This is a genomic window from Asaia bogorensis (genome assembly GCF_900465345.1).
GTDB lineage: Bacteria > Pseudomonadota > Alphaproteobacteria > Acetobacterales > Acetobacteraceae > Asaia > Asaia bogorensis_A.
The window spans coordinates 121606-144958 of sequence record NZ_UEGO01000001.1 but is presented as its reverse complement, the minus strand read 5'-3'; the positions used below and the strand labels follow the sequence as shown (position 1 = coordinate 144958).

21 protein-coding genes are annotated in these 23353 nt (G+C 59.9%); 6 read left to right on the top strand and 15 right to left on the bottom strand.

The features are described 5' to 3' along the window. The first annotated feature begins 26 nt into the window (after nucleotides 1-26). Nucleotides 27-716 carry an RluA family pseudouridine synthase gene (locus ED655_RS00700; RefSeq protein ID WP_240993429.1) on the top strand — a complete coding sequence of 230 codons (690 nt, stop codon included), beginning with the start codon at nucleotides 27-29 and terminating at the stop codon, nucleotides 714-716. Here ED655_RS00700 and ED655_RS00695 read toward each other — a convergent pair. From ED655_RS00695 to ED655_RS00640, 12 genes are all read right to left on the bottom strand, one after another. Continuing rightward, nucleotides 689-1708 carry a glycosyltransferase gene (locus ED655_RS00695; protein WP_240993428.1) on the bottom strand — a complete coding sequence of 340 codons (1020 nt, stop codon included), beginning with the start codon at nucleotides 1706-1708 and terminating at the stop codon, nucleotides 689-691. The two genes, ED655_RS00700 and ED655_RS00695, sit on opposite strands and share 28 nt — an antisense overlap. Nucleotides 1709-1710: 2 nt before the next feature. Next, nucleotides 1711-2613: a dTDP-4-dehydrorhamnose reductase gene (gene rfbD / locus ED655_RS00690; RefSeq protein ID WP_122048604.1), complete on the bottom strand. Its 903-nt coding sequence runs from the start codon at nucleotides 2611-2613 to the stop codon at nucleotides 1711-1713. Beyond that, nucleotides 2610-3170, bottom strand: a complete 561-nt coding sequence (rfbC, locus tag ED655_RS00685) for a dTDP-4-dehydrorhamnose 3,5-epimerase (RefSeq protein ID WP_122048603.1) — start codon at nucleotides 3168-3170, stop codon at nucleotides 2610-2612. The genes rfbD and rfbC overlap by 4 nt, the downstream gene beginning before the upstream one ends. A 10-nt stretch (nucleotides 3171-3180) precedes the next feature. Continuing rightward, complete coding sequence (gene rfbA / locus ED655_RS00680; RefSeq protein ID WP_122048602.1) at nucleotides 3181-4092, bottom strand: glucose-1-phosphate thymidylyltransferase RfbA; 912 nt, start codon at nucleotides 4090-4092, stop codon at nucleotides 3181-3183. Continuing rightward, nucleotides 4089-5144 carry a dTDP-glucose 4,6-dehydratase gene (gene rfbB / locus ED655_RS00675; RefSeq protein WP_122048601.1) on the bottom strand — a complete coding sequence of 352 codons (1056 nt, stop codon included), beginning with the start codon at nucleotides 5142-5144 and terminating at the stop codon, nucleotides 4089-4091. The genes rfbA and rfbB overlap by 4 nt, the downstream gene beginning before the upstream one ends. 491 nt (nucleotides 5145-5635) lie before the next feature. After that, complete coding sequence (locus ED655_RS00670; RefSeq protein ID WP_122048683.1) at nucleotides 5636-6913, bottom strand: MATE family efflux transporter; 1278 nt, start codon at nucleotides 6911-6913, stop codon at nucleotides 5636-5638. Nucleotides 6914-7234: 321 nt separating this feature from the next. Next, entirely contained in the window at nucleotides 7235-9022 is a 1788-nt protein-coding gene (locus ED655_RS00665) for a DUF885 domain-containing protein (protein ID WP_122048600.1), read from the bottom strand. Between the two features lie 50 nt (nucleotides 9023-9072). Beyond that, the gene (locus ED655_RS00660; protein ID WP_122048599.1) at nucleotides 9073-10572 is read right to left on the bottom strand and encodes an efflux transporter outer membrane subunit; all 1500 of its coding nucleotides are present in this window, start codon (nucleotides 10570-10572) and stop codon (nucleotides 9073-9075) included. Next, complete coding sequence (locus ED655_RS00655; protein ID WP_062163623.1) at nucleotides 10569-13661, bottom strand: efflux RND transporter permease subunit; 3093 nt, start codon at nucleotides 13659-13661, stop codon at nucleotides 10569-10571. Before ED655_RS00655 ends, ED655_RS00660 begins: the two co-directional genes overlap by 4 nt. A 34-nt stretch (nucleotides 13662-13695) precedes the next feature. Further along, nucleotides 13696-14841 carry an efflux RND transporter periplasmic adaptor subunit gene (locus ED655_RS00650; RefSeq protein ID WP_122048598.1) on the bottom strand — a complete coding sequence of 382 codons (1146 nt, stop codon included), beginning with the start codon at nucleotides 14839-14841 and terminating at the stop codon, nucleotides 13696-13698. 283 nt (nucleotides 14842-15124) lie between these two features. After that, nucleotides 15125-15937, bottom strand: coding sequence for an SDR family oxidoreductase (locus ED655_RS00645; RefSeq protein WP_122048597.1), 813 nt, complete (start codon nucleotides 15935-15937; stop codon nucleotides 15125-15127). 250 nt (nucleotides 15938-16187) lie between these two features. After that, nucleotides 16188-17348, bottom strand: a complete 1161-nt coding sequence (locus ED655_RS00640) for an AI-2E family transporter (protein WP_235075438.1) — start codon at nucleotides 17346-17348, stop codon at nucleotides 16188-16190. 367 nt (nucleotides 17349-17715) lie between these two features. On the opposite strand from ED655_RS00640, the gene pqqA reads away from it, so the two are divergent. From pqqA to pqqE, 5 genes are all read left to right on the top strand, one after another. Beyond that, nucleotides 17716-17796 carry a pyrroloquinoline quinone precursor peptide PqqA gene (pqqA, locus tag ED655_RS00635; RefSeq protein WP_023978294.1) on the top strand — a complete coding sequence of 27 codons (81 nt, stop codon included), beginning with the start codon at nucleotides 17716-17718 and terminating at the stop codon, nucleotides 17794-17796. Nucleotides 17797-17910: 114 nt separating this feature from the next. Continuing rightward, nucleotides 17911-18822: a pyrroloquinoline quinone biosynthesis protein PqqB gene (gene pqqB / locus ED655_RS00630; protein ID WP_122048596.1), complete on the top strand. Its 912-nt coding sequence runs from the start codon at nucleotides 17911-17913 to the stop codon at nucleotides 18820-18822. Beyond that, on the top strand, nucleotides 18819-19565 hold the full coding sequence (pqqC, locus tag ED655_RS00625; protein WP_122038379.1) for a pyrroloquinoline-quinone synthase PqqC: 747 nt from the start codon (nucleotides 18819-18821) through the stop codon (nucleotides 19563-19565). Before pqqB ends, pqqC begins: the two co-directional genes overlap by 4 nt. Further along, entirely contained in the window at nucleotides 19562-19870 is a 309-nt protein-coding gene (gene pqqD / locus ED655_RS00620; protein ID WP_240993427.1) for a pyrroloquinoline quinone biosynthesis peptide chaperone PqqD, read from the top strand. Before pqqC ends, pqqD begins: the two co-directional genes overlap by 4 nt. Next, nucleotides 19867-20949: a pyrroloquinoline quinone biosynthesis protein PqqE gene (gene pqqE, locus ED655_RS00615; protein ID WP_122048594.1), complete on the top strand. Its 1083-nt coding sequence runs from the start codon at nucleotides 19867-19869 to the stop codon at nucleotides 20947-20949. Before pqqD ends, pqqE begins: the two co-directional genes overlap by 4 nt. 104 nt (nucleotides 20950-21053) lie before the next feature. Here pqqE and hemJ read toward each other — a convergent pair whose 3' ends face one another. From hemJ to hemE, 3 genes are read right to left on the bottom strand one after another with little or no spacing between them, the layout of a single operon-like run. After that, entirely contained in the window at nucleotides 21054-21506 is a 453-nt protein-coding gene (hemJ, locus tag ED655_RS00610; protein WP_122048593.1) for a protoporphyrinogen oxidase HemJ, read from the bottom strand. Continuing rightward, nucleotides 21506-22210 (bottom strand): HAD family hydrolase, encoded by a 705-nt coding sequence (locus ED655_RS00605; protein WP_122048592.1) that lies wholly within the window; start codon nucleotides 22208-22210, stop codon nucleotides 21506-21508. Before ED655_RS00605 ends, hemJ begins: the two co-directional genes overlap by 1 nt. An 8-nt stretch (nucleotides 22211-22218) precedes the next feature. After that, the gene (gene hemE, locus ED655_RS00600; protein ID WP_122048682.1) at nucleotides 22219-23274 is read right to left on the bottom strand and encodes a uroporphyrinogen decarboxylase; all 1056 of its coding nucleotides are present in this window, start codon (nucleotides 23272-23274) and stop codon (nucleotides 22219-22221) included. Nucleotides 23275-23353 lie beyond the last annotated feature (79 nt).

Genomic DNA, 23353 nt, shown 5'->3' with positions numbered 1-23353 from the left:
ACGCCGTTTCATGCCCAGCCTGTACGATGACTGACCGCCCGATGACCGACAATGCGATAAGCGACCGCTTTCCCTATCCGGTTCTTTATGAGAGCCCGCGCCTGGTCGTGATCGACAAACCTGCCGGGCTTCCGGTCCATCCAGGGCCCAAGGCACGCCATTCTGTCGAAGCGCTTTTTCCCCTGCTGTCGCGTCGCAAGGATGGCCCGTGGCTGGTGCACCGCCTCGATACAGACACCTCCGGCTGTCTGATGATTGCCCTGCGCAAGCAGGCCCTCGTGGAGGCACAGGCGCTTTTTGCCTCAGGCAATGTCCGCAAGACCTACTGGGCGGTCGTGCATCGCGGTCCTAAGGAAAACGAAGGTCTGATCGACGCCCCCCTGCGCAAGGTAAGTACGCAGGCTGGCTGGCATATGGAAACACACCCCGAAGGACAAAGCGCCCGCACCTCATGGCGTGTCCTTTCCCGCGGCAGGACTCATGCCCTTCTTGAACTGACCCTGCTGACAGGGCGCACTCACCAGGCGCGCGTTCATTGTGCGCTGCTGGGTTGCCCCATTCTGGGTGATGAGCGCTATGGCGGCGGACAGGCTGCCCTACACCTCATGAGCCGCTCGCTCGATCTGTCTTTGCGCGATGATCAGGTGAGTGCACGGGCAACCCCTCCTGGTTTCATGCGCGAGAGCTGTCAGAGTTTCGGACTGGAATTGCCGTAAAGCAGGAACCACAGCCGGAACAGCCACGTCTCGGCCATACGCTGGCGCACAAAGCCACGTTCCTCGATCAAGAAACGCAGTCGCTCCCTGATTCCGCCACCCAGCGCCTTGCGCAAGCGCAGCAGAAATGCCCGTGATTGCGGCTTGAGATGCACCGAAAGATCCGGTTGCAGAAGATGCGTCACCAGCGCGACATGAAGGGCCATGAACGATGTGGGACCGCGCCGTATGGCACGCAGACCACGGGTCAGGATCGAGCGTTCGACCCCGACTGCATTGCGACGATGCTGCCGGTAAAGTGCCACACAGCGCTCATCGAAAATGAATTGTCCCCCCATACCCAGAACGAGGGCGTAGCTCCACCAGTCATGAAGTATGCCCTTGGGTGGCAGGGTGGAGCGTATCAGTGCTGACGCTGCCGGATTGAGCAGGATGGTATGGCCCGTAGCCAGATTCTGGATGAGAGATGTACGAAAATCAGGCCGACGGCGAAGCGGCAGCGAAGGCCCCGATACCGTAAGAGATTCGTCGGTCAGATACTGACGCGCACAATAAAGGGCAGGTCCCTCGCAGCCCCTCAGGGCCTGACGGCCCCATTGCAGTTTCTCGGGAACCCAGACGTCGTCCTGATCTGCAAATGCGATCAGCGCATCCGGCGGCGCCGCATCGAGCAGGAGCACATAGGAACGGGCAACACCGATATTGCCGGGTTCAGCGTCAATCTCGATGCAGCGCCCCTGACCACGATGCTCCTGAAAGGAGAGCATGATGGCGCGTGAGGCATCATGCGAGCCATCATCACGCCAGTAGAGGCACCAGTTTCTCTCTGTCTGTGCCAGAAAGCTGTCGAGCTGCTGGTTGAGATACGCCTCACCGTTATAGACGGACAACAGAATCGCAACGGGCGGCACCGAGGCCGCCCGCTCCGTATCACGTCCACCCACCGCATAGAGATGCGGTGGTGAGGTCAGAACACTATTGCCCTGCGCCACGCTCAGGCCGACTGCGCCGCAAAATGCTCGTCAACAGCACGGGCAACGCCATCGCGCCATTCAGGCAGGCGGATACCGAAGACCTGTTCGAGCTTGCTGCAATCAAGGCGCGAATCCTGCGGGCGCTTGGCCGGGGTAGGCCAGTCCTGCGTACGAATGGCGGTCACCTCGACCGGCATGGTCTGGCCATGACGCACGGCCTCTTCGAGGGCAGCAACCGCCAGGCCATGCCAGCTTGTCTCACCTGTGCCACAGGCATGATAGAGGCCGGCAAACCTCTCCTGCCAACCGGCCTCGATCTGGTCCGCAATCCCCAGAATGGCCTTGGCCAGATCATCGGCATTGGTGGGGCAACCATACTGATCGCCCACAACCTTCAGATGGGTGTTCTTGGCCCCGGCATTGACCATGGTCCGCACGAAGTTCTTGCAGTGCCCGGAATAGACCCAGGCCGTACGCAGGATCACGCTCTTCGGCTGCGCCTTCAGCACGGCCTGCTCGCCTGCCGCCTTGGTGCGACCATAAACCGTCTGCGGCGTGACAGGGTCGGTTTCGACATAGGGCGAGCCCTTGTCACCGGCATACACATAGTCGGTCGAGACATGAATGAGCGGAATGTCCTGCGCCGCGCAAAGACGGGCCAGCTCGGCCGGACCGGTCTCGTTGGCCGCTTTTGCGCCCTCGATTTCGCTTTCCGCCAGATCCACCGCCGTCCAGGCTGCCGCGTTCACCACCAGAGAGGGCGTGTAACGCGCCAGCGTCGCTGCCATGGTCTCGGGGCTGGCAAGATCGAATTCGGGACGACCGACAACGATCACACGATCTCCGCCAAGGGTCTTCAGCGACGTGGCGAGCTGACCTTGTCCACCCGTGACGAGGATCGTTTTTTCAGATGTCGTGCTCATGAATACTGGAACCATCCCTTGGCTTCAGTGAAATGAGGCGCAACCTGATCCTTGTCGGACAGAACGACCTCATCTGCGCTGATTGGCCAGTCAATGGCCAGATGCGGGCAGTTCCAGATGACAGCGCGTTCCGAGGCCTTGTCGTAAAGCGACGTGCACTTGTACTGAACCTCGGTGTTTTCCTGCAGGGTCACGAACCCATGCAGGAAGCCCGGCGGCACCCAGAGCTGCGACCAGTTTTCCTCGGACAATTCCGCTGCGACCCATTTGCCGTAGGTGGGCGAGCCGGTGCGGGCATCGATCGCCACATCCCAGATCGCGCCCTTGGTGCAACGGACAAGCTTGCCCTGGACATAAGGCGCAACCTGGCAATGCAGGCCGCGCACGACGCCCTTCTGAACGGAAAGGCTCTGATTGTCCTGCACGAAGGTCAGATCGATCCCGGCCTCAACCATCTTCTGATGGTTGTAGGTTTCCGAGAAGAACCCACGTGAGTCACTGAAGCGCCGCGGCGTGACGAGGATGACGTCAGGAATGGCGAGACGTTCGACTTTCATGAACCTGCTCCTAGTGACGGCCTGAATGAGACTGGTTTGCCAGCTCAAGCAGCATACGACCCAGTTCGGTCTTCTTCTTGGCGTTCCCCTGGATCAGAAGCTGTTCGCGATCAATGAAGCCCATGCGATAGGCTACCTCGGTCGGCGAACCGACAAGCATACCCTGGCGGGACTGGATCGTCTGAACGAACAGGCCGGCCTGCATCAGGCTGTCCGGCATACCGGCATCAAGCCACGCGCATCCACGGCCAAGACGATCGACCTGAAGCGTGCCTTCTTCCAGATACATCTGGTTCAGGTCAGTGATCTCAAGTTCACCGCGCGGGCTCGGCTTGACCCGCTTGGCAAATTCCACAACGCGATGATCATAGAAATAGAGGCCGGTGACAGCCCAGCTCGACTCGGGATGCGTCGGCTTTTCAACAATGCCGAGCGCGCGGCCGCTCTCGTCGAAGCTGACCACGCCGTAACGCTCGGGATCACGTACCTGATAGGCGAAGACGGTCGCCCCTTCAGGACGAGACGCCGCCGCACGCAGCAGCACGCCCAGATGGTCGGCGAAAATCAGGTTGTCACCCAGCGCCAGGGCACAGGGCGAGCCGTCAATCCAGTCTTCCGCAATCAGGAAAGCCTGGGCCAGACCATCGGGAGAGGGCTGCTCGCGATACTCGAAACGCACGCCAAACTGCGACCCATCGCCAAGCAGACGCTTGAACTGCGGCAGGTCATGAGGCGTGGAGATGATCATGATATCCTGAATGCCAGCCAGCATGAGCGTGGTCAGCGGATAATAGATCATCGGCTTGTCATAAACCGGCAAGAGCTGCTTCGAGGTCGCCAGCGTCATGGGATGCAGGCGTGTGCCCGATCCACCAGCCAGAAGAATGCCTTTCATCGGCTTGGATGCAGCGATGGCGTTCATGCTTTTGTTCCCAGTCTCTGTCCGGTGTAGCGGCGGGCGCGAATGCCTTCCCACCAGTTGCGGTTATCGAGGTACCATTGGACCGTGCGACGGATGCCCGTTTCGAAATCGTGCTTTGCCTTCCAGTCCAGAGCCTTCTCGGCATGGCTGGGGTCGATCTCGTAGCGGAAATCATGGCCGGGTCGATCCGTTACAAAACGGATCAGACGCTCGCGCGGACCTGCCGGATCGGGCGACAGCTCGTCAAGTACAGCGCAGATGGTCTTGACCACATCGAGATTGGTGCGCGGCTGACGGGCACCAATGGCGTAGGTCTCGCCCGGTTGGCCCCGTTCAACGGCCTTCACAAGAGCCTCAGCGTGATCCTCGACAAACAGCCAGTCACGGATATTCTCGCCCTTGCCATAGACAGGCAATTCCTTGCCTTCGAGCGCGTTGATCGTCACCAGCGGGATGAGCTTCTCGGGGAAGTGCCAGACGCCGTAGTTATTCGTGGTGTTCGTCACAAAGGTCGGCAGCCCATAGGTATGATACCATGCGCGCACGAGATGGTCCGAAGCAGCCTTGGATGCTGAATAAGGGCTGCGCGGATCGTAGGGCGTCGTCTCGGTGAACGGCGGATCATCGAGCTCGAGATGCCCAAAGACCTCATCGGTCGAGATGTGATGAAAGCGAAAGGCCTTCTGCGCGTCGGCATCAAGGGTCTGCCAGTAACGTCGCGCGGCTTCCAGTAGCGCATAGGTGCCGGTCACGTTGGTTTCGACAAACACCCCGGGCCCGTCAATGGAGCGATCGACATGGCTCTCGGCCGCCAGATGCATGACAGCATCGGGACGATACTCGTCAAAAAGCTTCTGAAGCTCGACACCATTGACGATGTTGACGGCCGCATGGCGATAGCGTGGATCAGCCGCCACTTCGCCCACAGTCTCTTCCGAGGCGGCATAGGTCATGCAATCCACGTTGAGAACTTCGTGTGAGGTCTGACGGATCAGATGCCTGACCACGGCAGATCCGATGAAACCACACCCACCTGTCAATAATATACGCATCGCTACTCTCAGTCACAGCATTCAATACAGGCAGCATCTGGGCCACTTTGGCCCGCGCCAAGGGTACCTGATTACAATCCGAATGGGGCATGTGGAAAGACGATATATATAACAAAATACGCTGAAGTAGCGTCACATTGCTCGCTCATAACAAACATTGCATATGATACAAGGCAGGCATCCGATCCGATGCGCAGTACCGGACTTGCCGGGGTATTATATTCTCGAAAAATAATATTAAAACTTCAAATAAAATCTTGCCAAAATCTGTATCATCATTATTTTATATTTTATTTACAGAATAATATACTGTAAATATGTGGCATTGGCTTTTATATATTTACCGATTTTCCATTATAACATGAAATTGTCATTGTTTATTGCTTCTATACAGGTTGCGATTTTCCTCTCCTATGTCGCTCCTGTGCGAAATATAAGCCCTGATTCCATGTCTCTGGCAGGGTCAACAGCCTGTGATCATCACGGGAACGTCATATGCGTCTTATCACCCTGAAAGCCGTCAGTGCGGCAAAACTGCCAAACAGAACCACGCCCAGCGACTGACCAACCAGAATGCCTATGGGGCCATAATGCGACCCTATCCAGACGAAGGGGATCGTTCCCAGTGTCGCCCGGCCCCAGTTGAACGCGGTCGAATAGAGCGGATGGCCCAGATTATTGAAGGCCGTGTTCGAGACGAACAGCAGCCCCACGAAGAAATAACTCGCCACCAGCCAGCAGCAGAACAGCGTGACGATCCGGATTGCCACCCCCTTGGAGGCGAACAGGTGCAGGATAGGGGTATGAAATGCAGCCAGAATGGCCCAGGTGAGCAAAACACAAAGTCCGGTCAGCTTGAGCGAGGCATAGAGCGTCTCGCGCACCCGGTCTTTTTTCCCTGCTCCCAAGTTCTGCGACATGATCGGCCCGACCGATCCGGTCAGGGCAAACACGAAAGCAAAGGCGACCGGCACGATGCGATCGATCGTCGCCTGCCCGGATATTGCCTCCAACCCGAACCCGGACATGAAATGGGTGGTGAACAATCCGCCAACAGGGGTTGCCAGATTTGTCGCAATGGCAGGCAAGGCCACAGCACCGATCTGACGCGTTGCAGGCGCAATGGCCCATAGGCGTGGCCATTCGAGCATACGGTGCTCACGCAGGCTCACAAAGCCAAACAGCACCACAGCGCTGCGGGAGAGAATTGTGCTGATCGCCGCCCCGGTCAGCCCCATATGGAACCCAAAAATCAGAATAGGGTCGAGAATGGCCGAGACAAAAGCACCTACCAGCGTCACCTGCATGGAGCGGCGGGCATCTCCCACGCAACGCAGCAACGCCGATTGCGCCATGCCGTAACAGACCAGGGGCAGGAATGGTGAAACCAGATGTAGGAACCCGGTTGCCTGCGCCAGAGCCTCCCCTCGTGCACCCAGCAGGGCCAGAAATGCCGAGGCGAAAACCGCTGTCAGACAGCCCAGCACGGCCGTCACCGCGATCATGACGACCATGAACGCCGAGGCAAACCGCCGCGCCCTGATGATCCGACGCGCACCGATGAGCCGGCCAATGACTGCCCCGAGCCCAATGGTCATGCCAATCGACACTGCTACCTGAACATAGCCCAGCGCAGCGGCAAAACCGATTGCCGCAGTCAGGGCCGGGTCATGCAGATGCGAGATATACCAGAAATTGAGCAGATCGACCGCAAAGACGGCCATCAGTCCGATAGCCCCTGTGCCCGCCATCACGATGACATGGCGCATGATGCTGCCATGAACGAAACGCGCGGGTCGGGTGGCCTTCAGATCAACCGCAGGTTCCGAGTCCTGAACCGTTGATGCATCAGGGGATATCTTGGCGGGGGAAGGAGCAGTCAAAGACATATCCTCCCGATCCTGCCCGTTTCCCGCCCTTCTGGAAACGACAGAAATCCCCAATGATCCTTTTTTTGAGAGCCGCCCTATCGATCAGAGCGCTCAGGGACGAGTGCGAGGCTTTGTCCTGCCCTCATCCCTGCTCGTCCCGCGTCGCTTGCGCAAGAACGACCATCCACTATCGAGGCGAGTGCCCGCGCCTCCCGGGTCTTACTTTTCGCTCTTCACTGTCTTGATCCAGGCATCCACCCGGTCGGCGAGAAGGTTGAGCGGCAGGGCGCCACCAGAGAGAACGACATCGTGGAACTTGCGAATGTCGAATTTCGGTCCCAGTTCCGTCTTTGCCTTTTCGCGCAGGCGAAGAATGGTCTGCTGGCCCAGCATGTAACCCAGTGCCTGACCGGGCCAGGCAATATAACGGTCGGTCTCGGCCTGCATGTCCGGCTCGCTGGTGGGCGGATGGGCATGGAAGAATTCCAGCATCTGGGCGCGGGTCCAGTGCAGGTCATGCACACCGGTATCGAGCACCAGACGATCGGCACGCAGCAGCTCGCCATTCAGGCGGCCATAATCGCTGTAGAGATCCTTGTAGAAGCCCAGCTCCTTGCCAAGGCCCTCGGCGTACAGCGCCCAGCCCTCGATATAGGCGTTATAGGAGCCCTGCTGGCGAAAAGGCGGCAGCGGCAGGGATTGAGCGGTGGAGATCTGGAAGTGATGACCCGGAACACCCTCATGATAGGCGGTATCCTCGATCGTGTAGATATCGCGCTTGGCGAAATCGCCGGTGTTGACGAACACGATGCCGGGGCGTGAACCATCGGGCGTTCCCTGATGGTATTCGGCACCGGCAGCCTCAGCCTCGCGATAGCGCTCGACGGGGCGTACTTCCAGCTTCGTGGTCGGGATCTTGTCGAAATCGCGGGTAAGGGCGGGCTCCATCTGCGCGATATACTTGCGGTACAGATCGATGATCTGCTCGCGCGACGTTGCGTAGAGCTTGGGATCCTTGGCTACCGAAGCGCGCAGGGCTGCAAGGTCGGCAAATCCGAGCTTATGAGCGATCTCGCCCATTTCGCCCTCGATCCTGGCAACCTGATCGAGCCCGAGCTGATGGATTTCCTTGGGGGACATGGTGGTGGTGGTCAGGGTGCGGATATCGTAGCGATAAAGCGCATCGCCACCGGGGAGGGCCCATACACCATCCTGAGCCCGGCCATGCGCCGTGTAGCCCTGCTTCATGAAGGTCGCGAGGCGCTGATAGGCTGGGCGCACATCATGATCGATCGCCGTCAGAATAGCCTTACGGAGTCGCGCCTGATCGGCAGCAGGCACAGCGGTCGGGAATTTCGTGACGGGTTCGCCAAACGGGCTCTTTTCGCCAGCGGGCGCCGCAATCTGCTCCACCTGCTGCTCTGCCTTCTCAAGGAGGAAGCGCGGCGGCATCAATCCGTCTTTCTCGCCAAGACGCGCCAGGGCAATTACCTGATCGATCGCCTTGGGGATGGCGCGCAGGCGAGCAAGATAATCCTCATACTGCTTCGTGGTGTCGAAGGGGATGCTCGAAACGAAACCCGGATATTCCAGCTGGGCACCATTCATCTGGTCGATCGGCATCTCATAGGTCTTGAGACGGATCCCTTCGAGCGTGTCCTGGATCTGCTGGATGATCATCGCGCGGCTGATCTGTCGCTGGTCATCAAGTGACGCTGGCGCGATAGCCTCGAACTTCTTCAGAAAGCCCGTCAGAACAGGCACAGACCCCTTGATATGGGCAAGGGACAGATCGCTCCAGCGGTCGTTGTAACGGTAATCGCCAATCGACGTCGCCAGTTCAGGCGCGTCTTTAAGCTCGTACTGCCACTTCTCGTCCAGAAGGCGATCGAACGCGGCCGCCGCCTTGTTCTCCGACGGTGCAGCAGGGGCTGCCAGAGCCGTTGTCGAGGCAAGAAGGCAGCCAAGCCCCATCAGGGCGAGGCGTGAGGAGCGGGGGAATCTCATAAGCGTCGGATCTCCTGAAGCGCGCCGGACGCACGGAGATCCGAACCGGGTCAGAACGCCGCGTGCCAGTCTGTCGAGGGAACCTTCATAGCGGTATCGTTACGATGCCACCACCCTCCCCCGAGAGCCTGAAACAGGGCGACGCTATCGGTAAAGCGCGTGGCTCTGGCCTGAATCAGGTTGAGCCGCGCCTCAAGTTCGATCTGCACCGCCGCCTGGAGCAGCACCGGGCTGATATCGCCATAGGACATCTGGCTTTGTGAAATGCGCAGACTGCGCACAGCCGCATCCTCATTGGCTGCGCTGATGGTAAGCGCGTCGGAATCATCCTGAAGGGCATGCAGCGTGTCAGCCACGTTCTGCATCGAAGTCAGCACGGTGTTCTTGTACTGCTCGGTGGCCGCCAGAAGATTGGCGCGCGCCTGACGCTCCAGATGCATCAGCTCAAAACCCTGAAAGATCGGCTGGGCCACCATCGCGCCGATCGACCAGTTGCCATAGCCGGGGGTGAAGAACTGGCTCATGGCATTGATGGCCTGACCCGGTGTCGCGGAAAGCTGCACATTGGGCAGACGGTTGGCAATGGCGACGCCCACCTGTGCACTGGCGCTGTGCATCTGCGATTCCGCAGCGCGTATGTCGGGGCGCTGGGTCAGAAGCGCGCTGGGCAGGCTGACCGGCAGGGTCGCGGGCAGGCGATAGGCCTCAAGCGGAATCTCCGGCAACACCTCGTCGGGCGTCGTGCCGACCAGTGCAGCAATCTGGTCGTGAGCCTGCTCGGCCTGCAGATGCAAGGGGGGCAAGGTCGCCTGCGCCTGGGTCACCGCGGCTTTCTGGGCCAGAAGCTGGGCTTCCGAAATATCCCCAAGCCTGAACTGCTTTTCCATCACACCAAGAAGCTTCTGCTGGTTGGCAATGATGTCGCTCGTGGCGTTGATCTGGGCGTTGAGGCTCGACTGCGTGATGAGCGAGACAATCAGCGTATTGATCAGCGTATTGGTGGTGGCAATCAGCTGGAAGCGCTGCATTTCTGCCTGCGCCGCCTGGGATTCCACCTGACGGCGTAACCCGCCCCACAGATCGGGCTGATAGGAAATGTTCAGCTGAAGCGTGTGCAGGTTATACAAATATTCATTATTGCCCGGCACAGGTGACAGCGCCTTGGACGTCTTGTTGCGTGTCGGGTTGAATGAGGCCGAGATGCTGGGCAGCAAGGGTGCGCCCGCGACCTTGGTTTGTTCATAGGCAGCCTTGAGCGTCGCCTGTGCTGATCTGAGTGACGGGTTGTTCTGCAATGCCCGTGTAACCAGGGCATCGAGTTGCGGCACACCCAGCGCCTGCCACCAGGCGCCCGACAGATCGGCCCCGGCGGTCAGGGTCTGGGCAGCTCCCGCTGAGCCGGTTCCGGTCGTGCCATGAATGGAGGCTGGGAGGGCCGTACTCTGGTAACCGCCCGTTCTGAGCATGTCAGGACGATGGAAATTCGGGCCAATGGCGCAGCCCGAGAGCGCCAGACTGGCGGCGCAGGTCAAAAGCACACGGCGTTTCATGACACACCTCCCGAACGGCGCGCCTTGCGGCGTTCGATGTAATGCTCCAGCTCGAAAAAGAAGACCGGCAGAACAAAAAGGGTCAGCAGGGTTGCAATGCCGAGCCCGCCCACGACAACCGTCGCCAGACCACGCTGCACGTCGGTGCCGACGCCTGTTGCGAGTGCTGCGGGCAGCATGCCAGCGCTGGCAACCGTAGCCGTCATCAGCACGGGGCGGAAACGTTCAGCTGCACCGGCCAGAACGGAATCATGGATGCTCAGCCCCGCGCGATGATGGCGGTTGATGGCCGCAATCATGATGATGCCGTTCTGCACCGCCACGCCAAACAGCGCGATAAAGCCCACAGCCGTCGCGATATTGAGTGTCTCGCCGCGCAGATGAAGCGCGATGAGCCCGCCCAGCGTGGCCAGCGGCACAACACTGAGCACCAGCACAGCATGACGGAACGTCCCGAACTCCATGAAAAGCAGCAACAGCATGATCGAGAACATCACGAGCAACGCCACGCCCAGACGGGCCTGCGCACGCTGCTCCTGCTCGAAGCTGCCAGCCCATTGCAGGCGATATTTGCGGGGGTCAAAATGCACCTGTGAGGCGATGCGCTTTTGCGCGTCCTCCAGATACTGCGAGAGTGGGCGCACACCATTATCGACGCGAATGGTGATCTGACGCTCACCCATCTCATGGGCGATATTGCTCTCACCCATATGCAGCCCGACATCGGCCACCTCGGCCAGTGTCACCGGGGCGCCTTCGGTCGAGCGCAGGGGAAGCGCGCGTATGGAAGCCAGATCGGTCAGATCATGCGAGCCGACATGCAGCGTCGCGTTATACACGCGATCTTCCACATAGACCTGTGTGATGGCGCCATCGCCAATCGCGTTCTGCACAACGGTGCTGATGTCGGACACGTTGATGCCATAACGTGCCGCCTGCTCGCGGCGTGGCGTCACCATCAGCTGCGGAATCTGCGGCTCCTGAAAGATCGAGGCATCGGTCGTGCCAGGCACCTCATGCAGGATATTCACGATCTGACGGCCAATGCGGCGCAGTTCGTGGAAATCATTGCCATAGACACGCAGCACGAGCGGCGAATGGGCACCGCCCACCAGATCGTTCATGCCATCCTGAATCGGCTGGCTGATCCCGAAGCTGATGCCGGGGATCTGATAGAGACGCTCGCGCAGGCGGGCGATGAACTGGGCCTTGGTCTCGCCGCTGGCCCACTGGTCATAGGGCTTGAGACCGACCGGCATTTCGATATGCGAGAACGTCCACGGATCGGTGCCGTCATCGTTACGACCAAGCTGGGTGATGGCGTAGGAAGTCTCGGGGAATTCGCGGACGGCAGAGCGAACCTCGCTTGCAATACGGCTGCCTTCATCCAGCGAAATGCCCGTGGGCAACTGCACCTGAAGCCAGAGCGCGCCCTCGTCCAGATCGGGCAGGAACTCGCGCCCGACCGTGGCCCCCAGAATGACCACCGAGAGCAGCGCCGCACCACCCCCGATATAGGTCACGAGCGGGCGGGCCAGCATGTGATTGAGCCCACGCTCATAGGCATGATGCAGGGCTTCGAGCGGGCGGTTATGCCAGATGCGTCTTGGCTTGTACAAAGCCAGATAGCTCAGCGTCGGGATCAGGCAGAGGGCACAGGCCAGCGCGCCCATGAGCGCAAAGCTCACCGTATAGGCCATGGGCCGGAACAGCTTGCCCTCGCTCCCCTCGAACGCGAAGAGCGGCGAATAGGCCACGATGATGATGAGCGTGGAGGAGAAGATCGAGCGTCCCGCGATACGCGCCACGCTCAGGACTTCGGTGCTGGTCAGGGTGGCCTTGGGTGATTCCTCGCGCAGGCGCAGGATCGCCTCGGTAATCACGATGGCCCCGTCCACGATCACACCGAAATCGATGGCCCCGAGCGAGAACAGATTGGCCGCCATGCCAAAGAAATGCATGAGCACGAAAACGGTGGAAAGCGCGAGTGGTATGGTAACGGCAGTAACGACCGCACTGCGGGGGCTGCCGAGGAAGAGAGTCAGAATGACCAGAACGAGGCCGATACCCTCGACCATGGTCTCGCCAACCTTATGGGTGGTGGCCTTCACCAGATTATCGCGGTCGATATAGGGAACAAGCCGTACATCGAGCGGCTTCAGGCGCTCCTGAAGCCCGTCCACCACGTGATGCACGTTGTCCAGAACGAGAGACGGGTTGGCACCTGACAGCATGGTCACGATGCCCTCGATGGTATCGGGGTTATTGTCCTTGCCCAGAATACCTTCGCGGATCTGATGCCCGAACTGCACCTGCCCCAGATCGCTCAGCAGCACCGGCGTGCCGTTATGCTGCGCCACGACGATGCGCTTCATGTCGTCCAGCGTGTGGATCATGCCCACACCACGCACGATATAGGACTGCTCACCGCGCGTGATACGCCCGCCCGCCGCATTGGCGTTGTTGTTCTTGATGGCGTTGACCACGTCATCGGTGCTCAGCCCGTAACGCAGCAGGGCGTCCGGCTTGAGCACGAGCTGATACTCGCGCGTCAGACCGCCGAAATTATTGACGTTGACGATGCCCGGCACACGCTGAAGCGTAGGGATGACAATCCAGCGCTGCACGTCCGAAAGCTGCATCAGATCCATCGAATCCGATTCCAGCGTGTAGCGGAAAATCTCGCCGGCAGGTCCGGTGATCGGGCCAAGCTGCGGGGTCACGCCATCGGGCATGCTCGCCGTGCCGAGCAGTTCCAGCACCAGCTGGCGCGCCGTGAACACATCGATGCCGTCATGAAAGATCAGGGTGATCAGCGACAGGCCGAACGTGCTGCTCGAACGGCTCTCGGTTACGCCCGGCACGGCTGCCAGAGCACGCTCGAGCGGCACGGTAACCTGCTGTTCCATTTCCTCGGCGGCCAGGCCGGAAACCTGGGTGGTGACCTGTACATTGACCGCCCCGAGATCGGGATAGGCCTCGACGGGCAACACACGCCAGGCATAACCGCCCGCAAGAGCCAGAAACACGGCGCAGATGAAAACGATATGGCGGCGCGCAAAGCACCAGGAAATCAGGGTCGCAATCACGGATTAGGAAGCTCTCATCTGCGGCGCTGACAAATCAGTCGTTATCGTTGAGAAGAATGGCGCCGCGCGTGACGATATGCTCACCACCCTGCAAGCCCGAGAGAACGCGAACGCTCTCCCCCTCATCATAGCTGACCGTTACGGCGCGACGGCGGAAATGCATGGGAGCACCATCCTGCACGAAGACCGTAAGGCGGTCGTTGTTCATCAGAAGGGCGGTCTTGGGGATGATCACCATGTCCGGCTGCTGAACCGCAATCTCGACATCGGCAAACATGTTGGGGCGCAGGGCTCCATCAGGATTGTCACACAGGATATGCGCAATGACCCGGCGCGTATCGCTGTGCAGGGCAGGGTCGATCGACTGAACGGGGGCTATGCAATGCCGGCCGGGCAGGGCGCTGATGGCAGCATTCATCGGCTGGCCAACGGACACCATACCTGCGGACTCCTCGGGAATTTCAGCGTCGATCTGCACCTGGGAGATATCGAGCAGAACCGCCTGAACGGCTGTGGCATCTGTGATATTTACACCCGGTGCCAGCGTAGTGCTGGCCACCAGCCCGTCTATCGGTGCCACCAGTCTCACCAGACCCTCGCCATCCTGGTCGGTGCGGCTGTTGAGGGATTCAAGACGACGCTCGGCACGCTGACGCTCGGCGCGGGCCTGAGCCAGATCGTTGCTGGCAGAATCCAGATCCTTGCGGGCATTGCCCCCGATGGAGAGAACCTCTTGGGCGCGTTTGACCACCTGCGCCTGATAGGTCTCCTGCGCCCGCGCCTTGAGCAGATCGGCATAGGCCTGATCGAGATCGCCCGAGGCCAAAACGGCCAGAACATCACCCTTATGCACGATCTGACCGGGCTGAAGGCTGGTTGCCGTTACATGGCCCGTAACCGGCGTCAGGATATTGATGCTGCGTGTCGGCTGCGCCTGAATCATGCCGGGCACACGCAACCCATGGGCCAGCCTGCTCGTTATGACAGGCTCGACATGCAAACGCTTCATGAGCGGGGAGTCATCGGTTACGATAACCATACCGTTCTCACGGGCGAGCTGGGCTCTCGGCCGATCGGAATGGGATGCCCCATGTTCATGGATGATCGTGATAACGATCCCGAGAAGGACAATGGCGATGAGCGCTGCCAGACCAAGGCGGCGTAGGAAAGGTGCCTGCATGGTCAGGCAAGGCCGTCATGGGAGCGCATCAGAACCTCGGCTCAGGATGTTTTGAAATAGTTTGTCGCGGTTGATAGCCGTTCAACCATGCTTCGCCAAGCGGTCTCCAGCCTCAGAACGATGTTCTAATAGGACAGGTCGGTTGAAGGCGCATGATAATTTCATGTCATACGCCGGACCAGGGGAATTTCGTACTGAATTCGAGCGAAAGCGGGCGGCGTCGGACACCGCATCAGGCATCCCCTCGGGGCGCCCTGCCCGTCCGATTACCTGCCCGGCAGCGCTATGGCGTGCCGTAGAAAAACTGGGCGGTTGCACCACCGTCGATGAGGAAATCACTTCCCGTTATATAGCCACCTTCAGCACCGGTAATCAGGGCGGCGAGTGCGGCCACCTCATCGGGTGTTCCTGCGCGGCCTGCCGGGGCATCGGCAAGCATCTGGCGATAAAACGCTGCCCGCTCACCATGCAACTCGTCATAGGCAAGCGGCGTGATGATGATCCCGGGACTGATTGCATTGATGCGTGCGCCGCGTGTTCCCCAACGTGGCGCTTCTCCCCTGACCCGCAATGAGTTGCAGCGCTTGGACATCTGATAGGCAAGAAGCGTGTCCGTAATCTCCCGCACAAAGGGAAGGGCGAGGAGCCTATCAGCAGGCGTTGTGGCCAGCTGTCTGTCCTGCTCGGCACTGAGAGCCGGCATTCGATGGCCCGACTGGGATGAGATCACGATCCCCGATCCCCCTTTTGCGACAGCCTGCCCGAACTCTTCGAGCAGCATGGCTGTTCCGTAGAGGTCAACCTTGAGGATGGTCTCTACTGGCGCCTGTGATGGCGATACACCGGCTGCTTGAACGAGAGACATGAGCGGGCCGATCTTACCGGCCGCCTCGACAAGGGCCCGGACAGACCGCCTTTCCGAGACATCGACAGTGATCACACTTGTCTCGAATCCTGCCAGTTCGAGAATACGGGCCGCCTTCTCTGCATTTTCCAGGTGCAGATCAGCGAGCACGACGTGACGTCCACTGCTTATACGGCGTGCAATCGCCTGACCAATCGACCCAGCCCCGACAACGACGGTAACATCCTTCATGCGCTCTCCCTGATTTCAGGAACCCTGCCCCCACCCTGCAAATGCAGAGGGTGGTTCCGATCAGATAATACAAAGCCCGTGTGCCGCCCATTAGTGCCCGTTCCGGACATGGCTTTATGCATCTGGTTCATGAAACCAGACTCGTATGCCCCCCGATTGCTCGTATGCCAGTCACAACAGTGATCAAGATTGTGACGATCTCATTTCTGCCCGATCTGCTCCCACCGGGTAGCACGCCAAACCATCCCTGTCAGGGTGTAGCCTCGGGCTTGACCTCAGGACCGAGCGTACGGAGCGATCGTGGTCTTACAGGTCCGCCCAGCACGTGCCCGATGGGTGAAAGCCCCTCGATATGGTCGCAGAAGATCTTGAACACGGCGAGCATGGGCACGGACAGGAACGCTCCGCCAATCCCCCACATCCAGTCCCAGAACAGAAGGGAAGCCATGACCAGCACCGGGTTGAGCGTGAAGCGCTTGGCCAGAAGCATCGGGGTGATCGTCTCACCTTCGAGGATATGGATGCACAGATAGATGGCGGGTGGCAGGAGCGACATCAGGAAAGACGGAAAACTGATCAGCGCCACGCAGAAATAGACGACCACGCCAGTCAGCGGCCCGATGATCGGTACGTAATTCAGCAGGAAGGCCAGAACACCCCAGAGCAGCGGATTGGGCATACCGGTCAGCCAGCATTGCAGCAGGTTCAGCAGCCCAACGAGAATGTTCATGATAGTAATGGTGGCAAGATAGAGCGAGACATTGCGCTCAATCTGCGTCGTGATCTGCACCAGCCGTCTCTTGTCGGAGTAGGTCGGCATGATCTCCACGATACGACGCAGCAGGCTGTCGCCTTCCGTCATCAGGAAGAACAGCATCAGCAGCATGGTGAAGAACTCACCCATGAATGCCCGCGTCCCGATCAGGAAGGAGGACCCCCAGACGCGCAGCGTCTCAGCGCCATTCGAGGCCGATGACGCCGCCGCCGAGGCAGCGGTCACATGATGATGCCCGCCACTGGACATCAGGGCGATCACTCGCAGGTAGCCGCGCTGGACCGAGTCAATCGGCCCCTGAAGAAAGGCGAGTTTCTGCTGAAGCGCAGGAAGGCTCTGCGGCACTTTGGTCAACCACGCCGCAGCCGGCACCGAAATGGCGGTGCCAATGCAGACGACCAGCAGGAACATGGCGATGATCAGCAACAGCGCCGAGATGGGCTTCGGGATACGCAGCCGCCCATGCAGAAAGCGCATCGGCCCGATCATCAGCAGATTGACGACCATCGCAAAGACGAACGGCAGCACGATATCGGCGGCAAAATAGAGAGTGTAGAACACCGCCAGAAGAGACAGGATGAGAATGCCGACATCACGCAGGCCGAGGCTGTGACGCATCATGGCCTTGCGGATCATCCCGGCCTGATGCACGTCATTCCGCACTTCGGAATTATCGGTATCTGACGGGGCATCGGGCATGACTTTTGCCCCTGCGCCGGTTTGGGCGAGGCGTGGCACGCCCCCCTCGGACCCGGTTTCAGGCTGGGGCATGTCCGAAGTCAGCGACGGGCCTGACATGGCGGGCGTTTCTTTCCTGAAAGACGGGTTGCTGCGCGAGAAAAGGCGCTGTCATGAACGTCGATCAACCGCCCGGGACCACAAACGTTGCCATCAACGTGATGCACGTTACATTTTATTGGGTTGAATCACGTTGGCTTGCAACCCATTTTCGGGTTCTATCTTTAGGCTGATACAGCACATTGTTTCATTGAAGGATATCGTCATGGCCTGGAACACCCCGAAGGTTACCGAAATTCCGCTCGGCGCCGAAATCAACTCCTATGTCTGCGGCCAGAAGAAGTAAGTTCTTCGCAGGACCGTTTACCTCCAACAGCCGCACCCCATGTGCGGCTGTTGTCGTTTCTGGCCGGGCTGAACCGCCCTCTGCCAGCCGATCACGAACAGACCGATCCTGACCATGCTCGATATCATCGTTCTTGGCAGCGGCGCCGGTGGTGGGTTTCCGCAATGGAATTCGAACGCCCCGGCCTGCCGTGCCGCAAGAGAGGGCAGAATTCCCTCACGCAGCCAGGCCTCCCTCGCCGTCAGCGGCGATGGCAAGCACTGGTTTCTGCTCAATGCCTCGCCTGATCTCAGAGCCCAGATCCTGGCAACGCCGGAACTGCATGCGCAGGACGCGCTGCGTTCCACGCCGATACAGGGCGTTATTCTGACCAATGGCGAAATCGATTCCATCACCGGGCTGCTGACTTTGCGCGAGCGCGAGCCCTTCCGGCTCTATGGCACGTCCGCCACGCTGGCCCAGCTGGATGCCAATCCGATTTTCGAGGCCGTAAACCGCGAGATCGTGCCGCGCCTGCCGCTCGATGACGAAACACCCCTCACCCTGCCCAACAAGGACGGCACAGCCTCAGGTCTGACGCTCACCGCCTTTGATGTGCCTGGCAAAGCACCGCTCTATGCCGAGCATCTGCCAAGCCAGAAGGGCGAGACGATCGGACTCGAAATTACCGACGGAAAGCACACAATGGTCTTCCTGCCAGCCTGTGCCGATCTCACCCCATCCATACGCACACGCATTCGCGCTGCCGATGCGCTGTTCATGGAAGGAACACTCTGGCGTGATGACGAGATGATCCGTGCCGGGCTCAGCCCGAAAACCGGTCTGCGCATGGGGCATATCTCGATGTCCGGCCCGGAAGGCATCATCGAGACCTTGCATGATGCGCCCTCCCATCGCGTCTTCATTCACATCAACAACTCGAACCCCGTCCTCGTACCGGACTCGCCGGAACGCCGGATGGCGGAAGAAGCAGGCTGGATCATCGGTGAAGATGGCCTACGCCTGACCCTTGGAGAAAGATCATGACGGTTCTGTCCCCCGATGCCCTCGAAGCCCGCCTGCGTGAAATCGGTGCCGAGCGCTATCACAACCGTCATGCCTTCCATCGTGCCCTGCATGACGGCAAGCTGAACCGCACACAGGTTCAGGCCTGGGCCCTCAACCGCTACTATTATCAGGCGTCCATTCCGGTGAAGGACGCCACCCTGCTCGCCCGCCTTCCTACAGCCGAGCTGCGCCGCGAATGGCGACGCCGCCTTGAGGATCATGACGGCAACGAACCCGGCACGGGCGGCATTGCGCGCTGGCTGAAACTGACAGACGGGCTTGGTCTGTCGCGTGACTATGTCGAGAGCCTGCAAGGCATGCTGCCCGCGACCGGCTTTGCCGTGGAAGCCTATGTGCATTACGTGCGCGACCGCTCCGTTCTGGCGGCCATCGCGTCATCGCTTACCGAACTTTTCTCGCCCACCATCATCAGTGAGCGCGTCTCCGGCATGCTGCGCCACTACGATTTCATTTCGGAAGAGACACTGGCCTATTTCGCCCCACGCCTCACCCAGGCGCCACGTGATTCCGATTTTGCGCTGGCCTATGTGAAGGAACACGCCCGCACTGCCGAGCAGCAGAAAGAGGTCATCGACGCGCTGATCTTCAAATGCAACGTGCTCTGGACCATGCTCGATGCGCTGCAGCATGTGTATATGGAAGGCCATCCCGCCCCCGGCGCCTTTGCCGGTGCCCATACCCCGGAGGCTTTCAGCGCGTGAGCGTTTCGGAAGACAGCATTCTGAAATTTACCCGCGGTCATCGCCTTCAGCATGACCGCGTGCGCGATGTCTGGCTCGTTCAGGCTCCTGAAAAGGCCTTTATTGCTGATCCCATTGCCGCTGCCATCCTGCGCCTCGTCGATGGCGCCCGCCCCTTGAGCGCCATCATCGAAGACCTCGCTGCAACCTATCATGCCCCCCGCGAAATCATCGCAGCCGATGTGCAGGTTCTGCTTGCTTCGCTGATGGATCAGAAAGTTCTGGTCGAACAAAGCCCTCGGAACGGGCAAACTCCCGCGTCATGAGCTTTACCCCGCCTCCCATGAGCCTGCTGGCCGAGCTGACCCATCGTTGCCCGCTCGCCTGCCCCTATTGCTCCAATCCAATCGATCTGGAGCGACGTGCGTCTGAAATGACCACGGCCGGCTGGCTGCGCGTGCTGGACGAAGCTGCGGCACTCGGGGTGTTGCAGGTTCACTTCTCAGGCGGTGAACCCATGGCGCGGCATGATCTGCCCGAACTGGTGCGTCACGCCAGTGCGCTCAATCTCTATACCAATCTCATTACCTCAGGCGTGCTCATCAACGAGGCGACCCTCTCCGCCCTTGATGAGGCTGGCCTCGATCATGTCCAGCTCTCCTTTCAGGATGTCGAGGAAGCGGGCGCAGAGCGTATCGGCGGCCTACGTGGTGCGCAGGCCAAGAAGCTCGAAGCCGCCCGCCTGATCAAGTCACGCGGTATTCCCCTCACGCTCAATTTCGTCGTGCATCGCGAGAATGTAGCGCGTGTGCCTGACATGCTCAATCTTGCCCATGAGCTCGGTGCCGGACGCGTGGAGATTGCTCATACCCAGTATTATGGCTGGGGCCTGAAGAACCGCGATCTGCTCATGCCATCGGCCGCGCAGCTCGAAGCCTCGACGGAAGCGGTGGTGAAAGCCCGTGCCCGCTTCGGCAACAGCCTCGCCATCGATTATGTCACCCCGGATTATCACGCTGACCAACCCAAGCCCTGTATGGGGGGGTGGGGCCAGCGCTTCGTCAACATCACCCCCTCCGGCAAGGTGCTGCCCTGCCATGCCGCCGAGACCATTCCGAATATCACCTTTCCCAGTGTCACAACCGACTCTCTGGGCGCGATCTGGCAGGACTCCCCCCTGTTCAACCTGTTTCGCGGCACGGACTGGATGCCCGAACCCTGCCGTGGTTGCAGCCTGAAGGAAGTCGACTGGGGCGGTTGCCGTTGTCAGGCCCTCGCCCTGACAGGCGATGCGGCAGCCACCGACCCTGTCTGTGCCCGCTCCGACCGTCATGCTTTGGTCATGGAAGCCTCAAGGGCCGGACATGATGGTGATTTTACCTATCGGCGATTTTCCAAGGCGTAAGATACGCGGCGGGCGGCTCTATACCCCGCCAAGGGAAAGTCGTCCTTATGGACCCTGATGGACTTAACGGAGCTGTCCCCTCCGCGAGTGCAGGGCTTTACCCGTTATCCCGAGAAAGGCCGCGCCACGATCATGATGACGATAACGATCATCAGCAGTGTCGGCACCTCATTGGCAATACGGTAGTAGCGCTCGGGATGAAGCCGCAGGTCATGGGAAAACTCGCGGCGCCACCGGGCACAGAAGCCGTGGAAACCGCAAAGCAGCAGAACCGTGACCAGCTTGATCCACCACCATGGGGCGGACCAGTCGATCACACCTGGAAGCGAGGCGAGAAGACTGCCAGAGATCAGGGTGGCGATCATGGCCGGTGTCATGATGGCGCGGAGCAGACGACGCTCCATGATCTGAAAACGGTCGCTTTCAGGCGTGCCGGGCTGAACCTGTGAATGATAGACGAAAAGCCGCGGTAGATAGAAATTGCCCGCCATCCATGAGGTGAAGGCGAGGATGTGCAGCACCTTGAGCCAGGGAAACCAGGGAAGAAGGGCGCTCATTAGTTTTGCTCTTCCATAAGGCTGGCCAGCATGGGGGCAAGTTCATCGAGATGGGCGATACGGCGTAACCCTGGCCAGTCGAGTGCGGGCGATGGCCCTTCGGCACGCAGCAGGATGCAGGCCATACCGGCATCATGTGCCGCCTGCACACCGGTATCGGAATCCTCGATCACCACGCAGGCAGAGGGTGCAACGCCTTCCTGTTCGGCGGCATGAAGGAACACATAGGGGTCTGGCTTGGGCCGCATCATGTCACGAGCCGAATGGACCCTCTCTTTCGGAAAGAAGGGCTCAAATCCGACACGGGCGAATTTGACCTCCATCTCGGGCCATGAGGAATTCGAGCCGACGCGAAAAGGCAGACCGAGCGCCTGCACGGCTGACAGCATGGCAGCAGCGCCCTCGATCGGCGCCGCTTCATCGCGCATCAGATCGACCAGTCGGTTCTGCATGATGGCGACGTAGTCATCACCCAGATCGAGGCCGGTCTCGGCTTCAAGTTCGCGCTTGACCTGGCCCAGTGCCTTGCCTGCAAAGCGGTGCAGGGCCTCATCATCGCTCAGGGCAATGCCGTGATCGCGGGCAGCACTGGCCACCAGACGGCAGGAAGGCCCCTCACTGTCGATCAGCACGCCATCACAATCAAAGATCACGAGACGAAGCTGACCGGAGGCACAAAGGGCTGAAGGGCGCGTATCGGACATGATGAGCGTCAGCCAATATCGCGCACGGCATCGACCAGTGCGCCGACATGCTCGGGTGGGGTATCGGGCATGACACCGTGACCAAGATTGAACACATGCGGCCGCCCCTTGAGGGCATCGCGGATGGTGCGTGCCTCGTCAATCAGACCTTGTCCGCCATTGCGCAGAATGATCGGATCGAGATTCCCCTGAAGGGCCAGCGTGTCAGGGCAGAGCGTCGCCATCTGCGCCAGATCGACCGACGTGTCACAGGCCAGCGCATCGACACCGGTCTCACGGGCATATTCGAGGGCCATCAACCCGGCGAGACGGGGAAACCCGATGATCTTCACACCGGATCGGGCAGCGCGGATGCCCTGAACGATGGCGCGTGTCGGGGCGATCACATGCTGGCGGAACTGGGAAGGAGGCAGCAGACCGGCCCAGCTGTCGAACAGCATGACAGCCTCGGCACCGGCATCGATCTGGCCGATCAGCATGTCGGTCGTTGTCCTAGTCAGCAGGGCGATGAGATCGCCATAGAGCTCCGGGTCCTGTAACGCCATGGCACGGGTGACACCGAACTCCCGCGAGCTGCCGCCATCGACCATGTAGCAGGATACGGTGAAGGGGCTGCCAGCAAAGCCCAGAAGCGTGGTGGACTGAGGCAGTTCGCGAGCCAGAATCCGCAATGTTTCCTGGATTGGCGCCACGGTTTCGGCTACGCGGGCAGGAGACAGGGCCTCAAGCGCAGCCCTGTTGCGGATCGGCTCCATAACGGGGCCGCGCCCTTCGATGAATTTGAGATCCTGACCCATGGCCCAGGGCAGGACGAGGATATCGGAAAACAGGATGGCGCCATCCATGGCAAAGCGCCGGATTGGCTGAAGGGTCAGTTCGGCTGCGATGTCCGGGGTGGTACAGCGCGTCAGGAAGTCTGCCTTGGCACGCTCGGCGCGGAATTCGGGCAGATAGCGTCCGGCCTGACGCATGAGCCATACCGGAGGCGGCCACACGGCCTCACCGTGGAGGACACGCAGGAGCGGTTTTGCAGGCGCTGACTGGGGTGAATTTTCGCTATCCATACCGACCAATAACCATAAAAGAAAAAAGATAGATATCCTGTCGGATAGGTTGATCCCTGTGGATGACGGGGTACCCAAC

Excerpts from the sequence above, each read along its gene's own strand:
- ED655_RS00640 (WP_235075438.1), bottom strand. The coding sequence starts at position 17,348 with ATGATCCGCAAGGCCATGATGCGTCACAGCCTCGGCCTGCGTGATGTC.
- rfbC (WP_122048603.1), bottom strand. The coding sequence starts at position 3,170 with ATGAAAGTCGAACGTCTCGCCATTCCTGACGTCATCCTCGTCACGCCG.
- ED655_RS00650 (WP_122048598.1), bottom strand. The coding sequence starts at position 14,841 with ATGCAGGCACCTTTCCTACGCCGCCTTGGTCTGGCAGCGCTCATCGCC.
- ED655_RS00700 (WP_240993429.1), top strand. The coding sequence starts at position 27 with ATGACTGACCGCCCGATGACCGACAATGCGATAAGCGACCGCTTTCCC.
- rfbD (WP_122048604.1), bottom strand. The coding sequence starts at position 2,613 with ATGAGCACGACATCTGAAAAAACGATCCTCGTCACGGGTGGACAAGGT.
- rfbB (WP_122048601.1), bottom strand. The coding sequence starts at position 5,144 with ATGCGTATATTATTGACAGGTGGGTGTGGTTTCATCGGATCTGCCGTG.
- ED655_RS00605 (WP_122048592.1), bottom strand. The coding sequence starts at position 22,210 with ATGTCCGATACGCGCCCTTCAGCCCTTTGTGCCTCCGGTCAGCTTCGT.
- pqqE (WP_122048594.1), top strand. The coding sequence starts at position 19,867 with ATGAGCTTTACCCCGCCTCCCATGAGCCTGCTGGCCGAGCTGACCCAT.
- hemJ (WP_122048593.1), bottom strand. The coding sequence starts at position 21,506 with ATGAGCGCCCTTCTTCCCTGGTTTCCCTGGCTCAAGGTGCTGCACATC.
- pqqB (WP_122048596.1), top strand. The coding sequence starts at position 17,911 with ATGCTCGATATCATCGTTCTTGGCAGCGGCGCCGGTGGTGGGTTTCCG.
- rfbA (WP_122048602.1), bottom strand. The coding sequence starts at position 4,092 with ATGAACGCCATCGCTGCATCCAAGCCGATGAAAGGCATTCTTCTGGCT.
- pqqA (WP_023978294.1), top strand. The coding sequence starts at position 17,716 with ATGGCCTGGAACACCCCGAAGGTTACCGAAATTCCGCTCGGCGCCGAA.
- ED655_RS00660 (WP_122048599.1), bottom strand. The coding sequence starts at position 10,572 with ATGAAACGCCGTGTGCTTTTGACCTGCGCCGCCAGTCTGGCGCTCTCG.
- ED655_RS00665 (WP_122048600.1), bottom strand. The coding sequence starts at position 9,022 with ATGAGATTCCCCCGCTCCTCACGCCTCGCCCTGATGGGGCTTGGCTGC.
- hemE (WP_122048682.1), bottom strand. The coding sequence starts at position 23,274 with ATGGATAGCGAAAATTCACCCCAGTCAGCGCCTGCAAAACCGCTCCTG.
- ED655_RS00645 (WP_122048597.1), bottom strand. The coding sequence starts at position 15,937 with ATGAAGGATGTTACCGTCGTTGTCGGGGCTGGGTCGATTGGTCAGGCG.
- ED655_RS00670 (WP_122048683.1), bottom strand. The coding sequence starts at position 6,913 with ATGCGCCATGTCATCGTGATGGCGGGCACAGGGGCTATCGGACTGATG.
- pqqC (WP_122038379.1), top strand. The coding sequence starts at position 18,819 with ATGACGGTTCTGTCCCCCGATGCCCTCGAAGCCCGCCTGCGTGAAATC.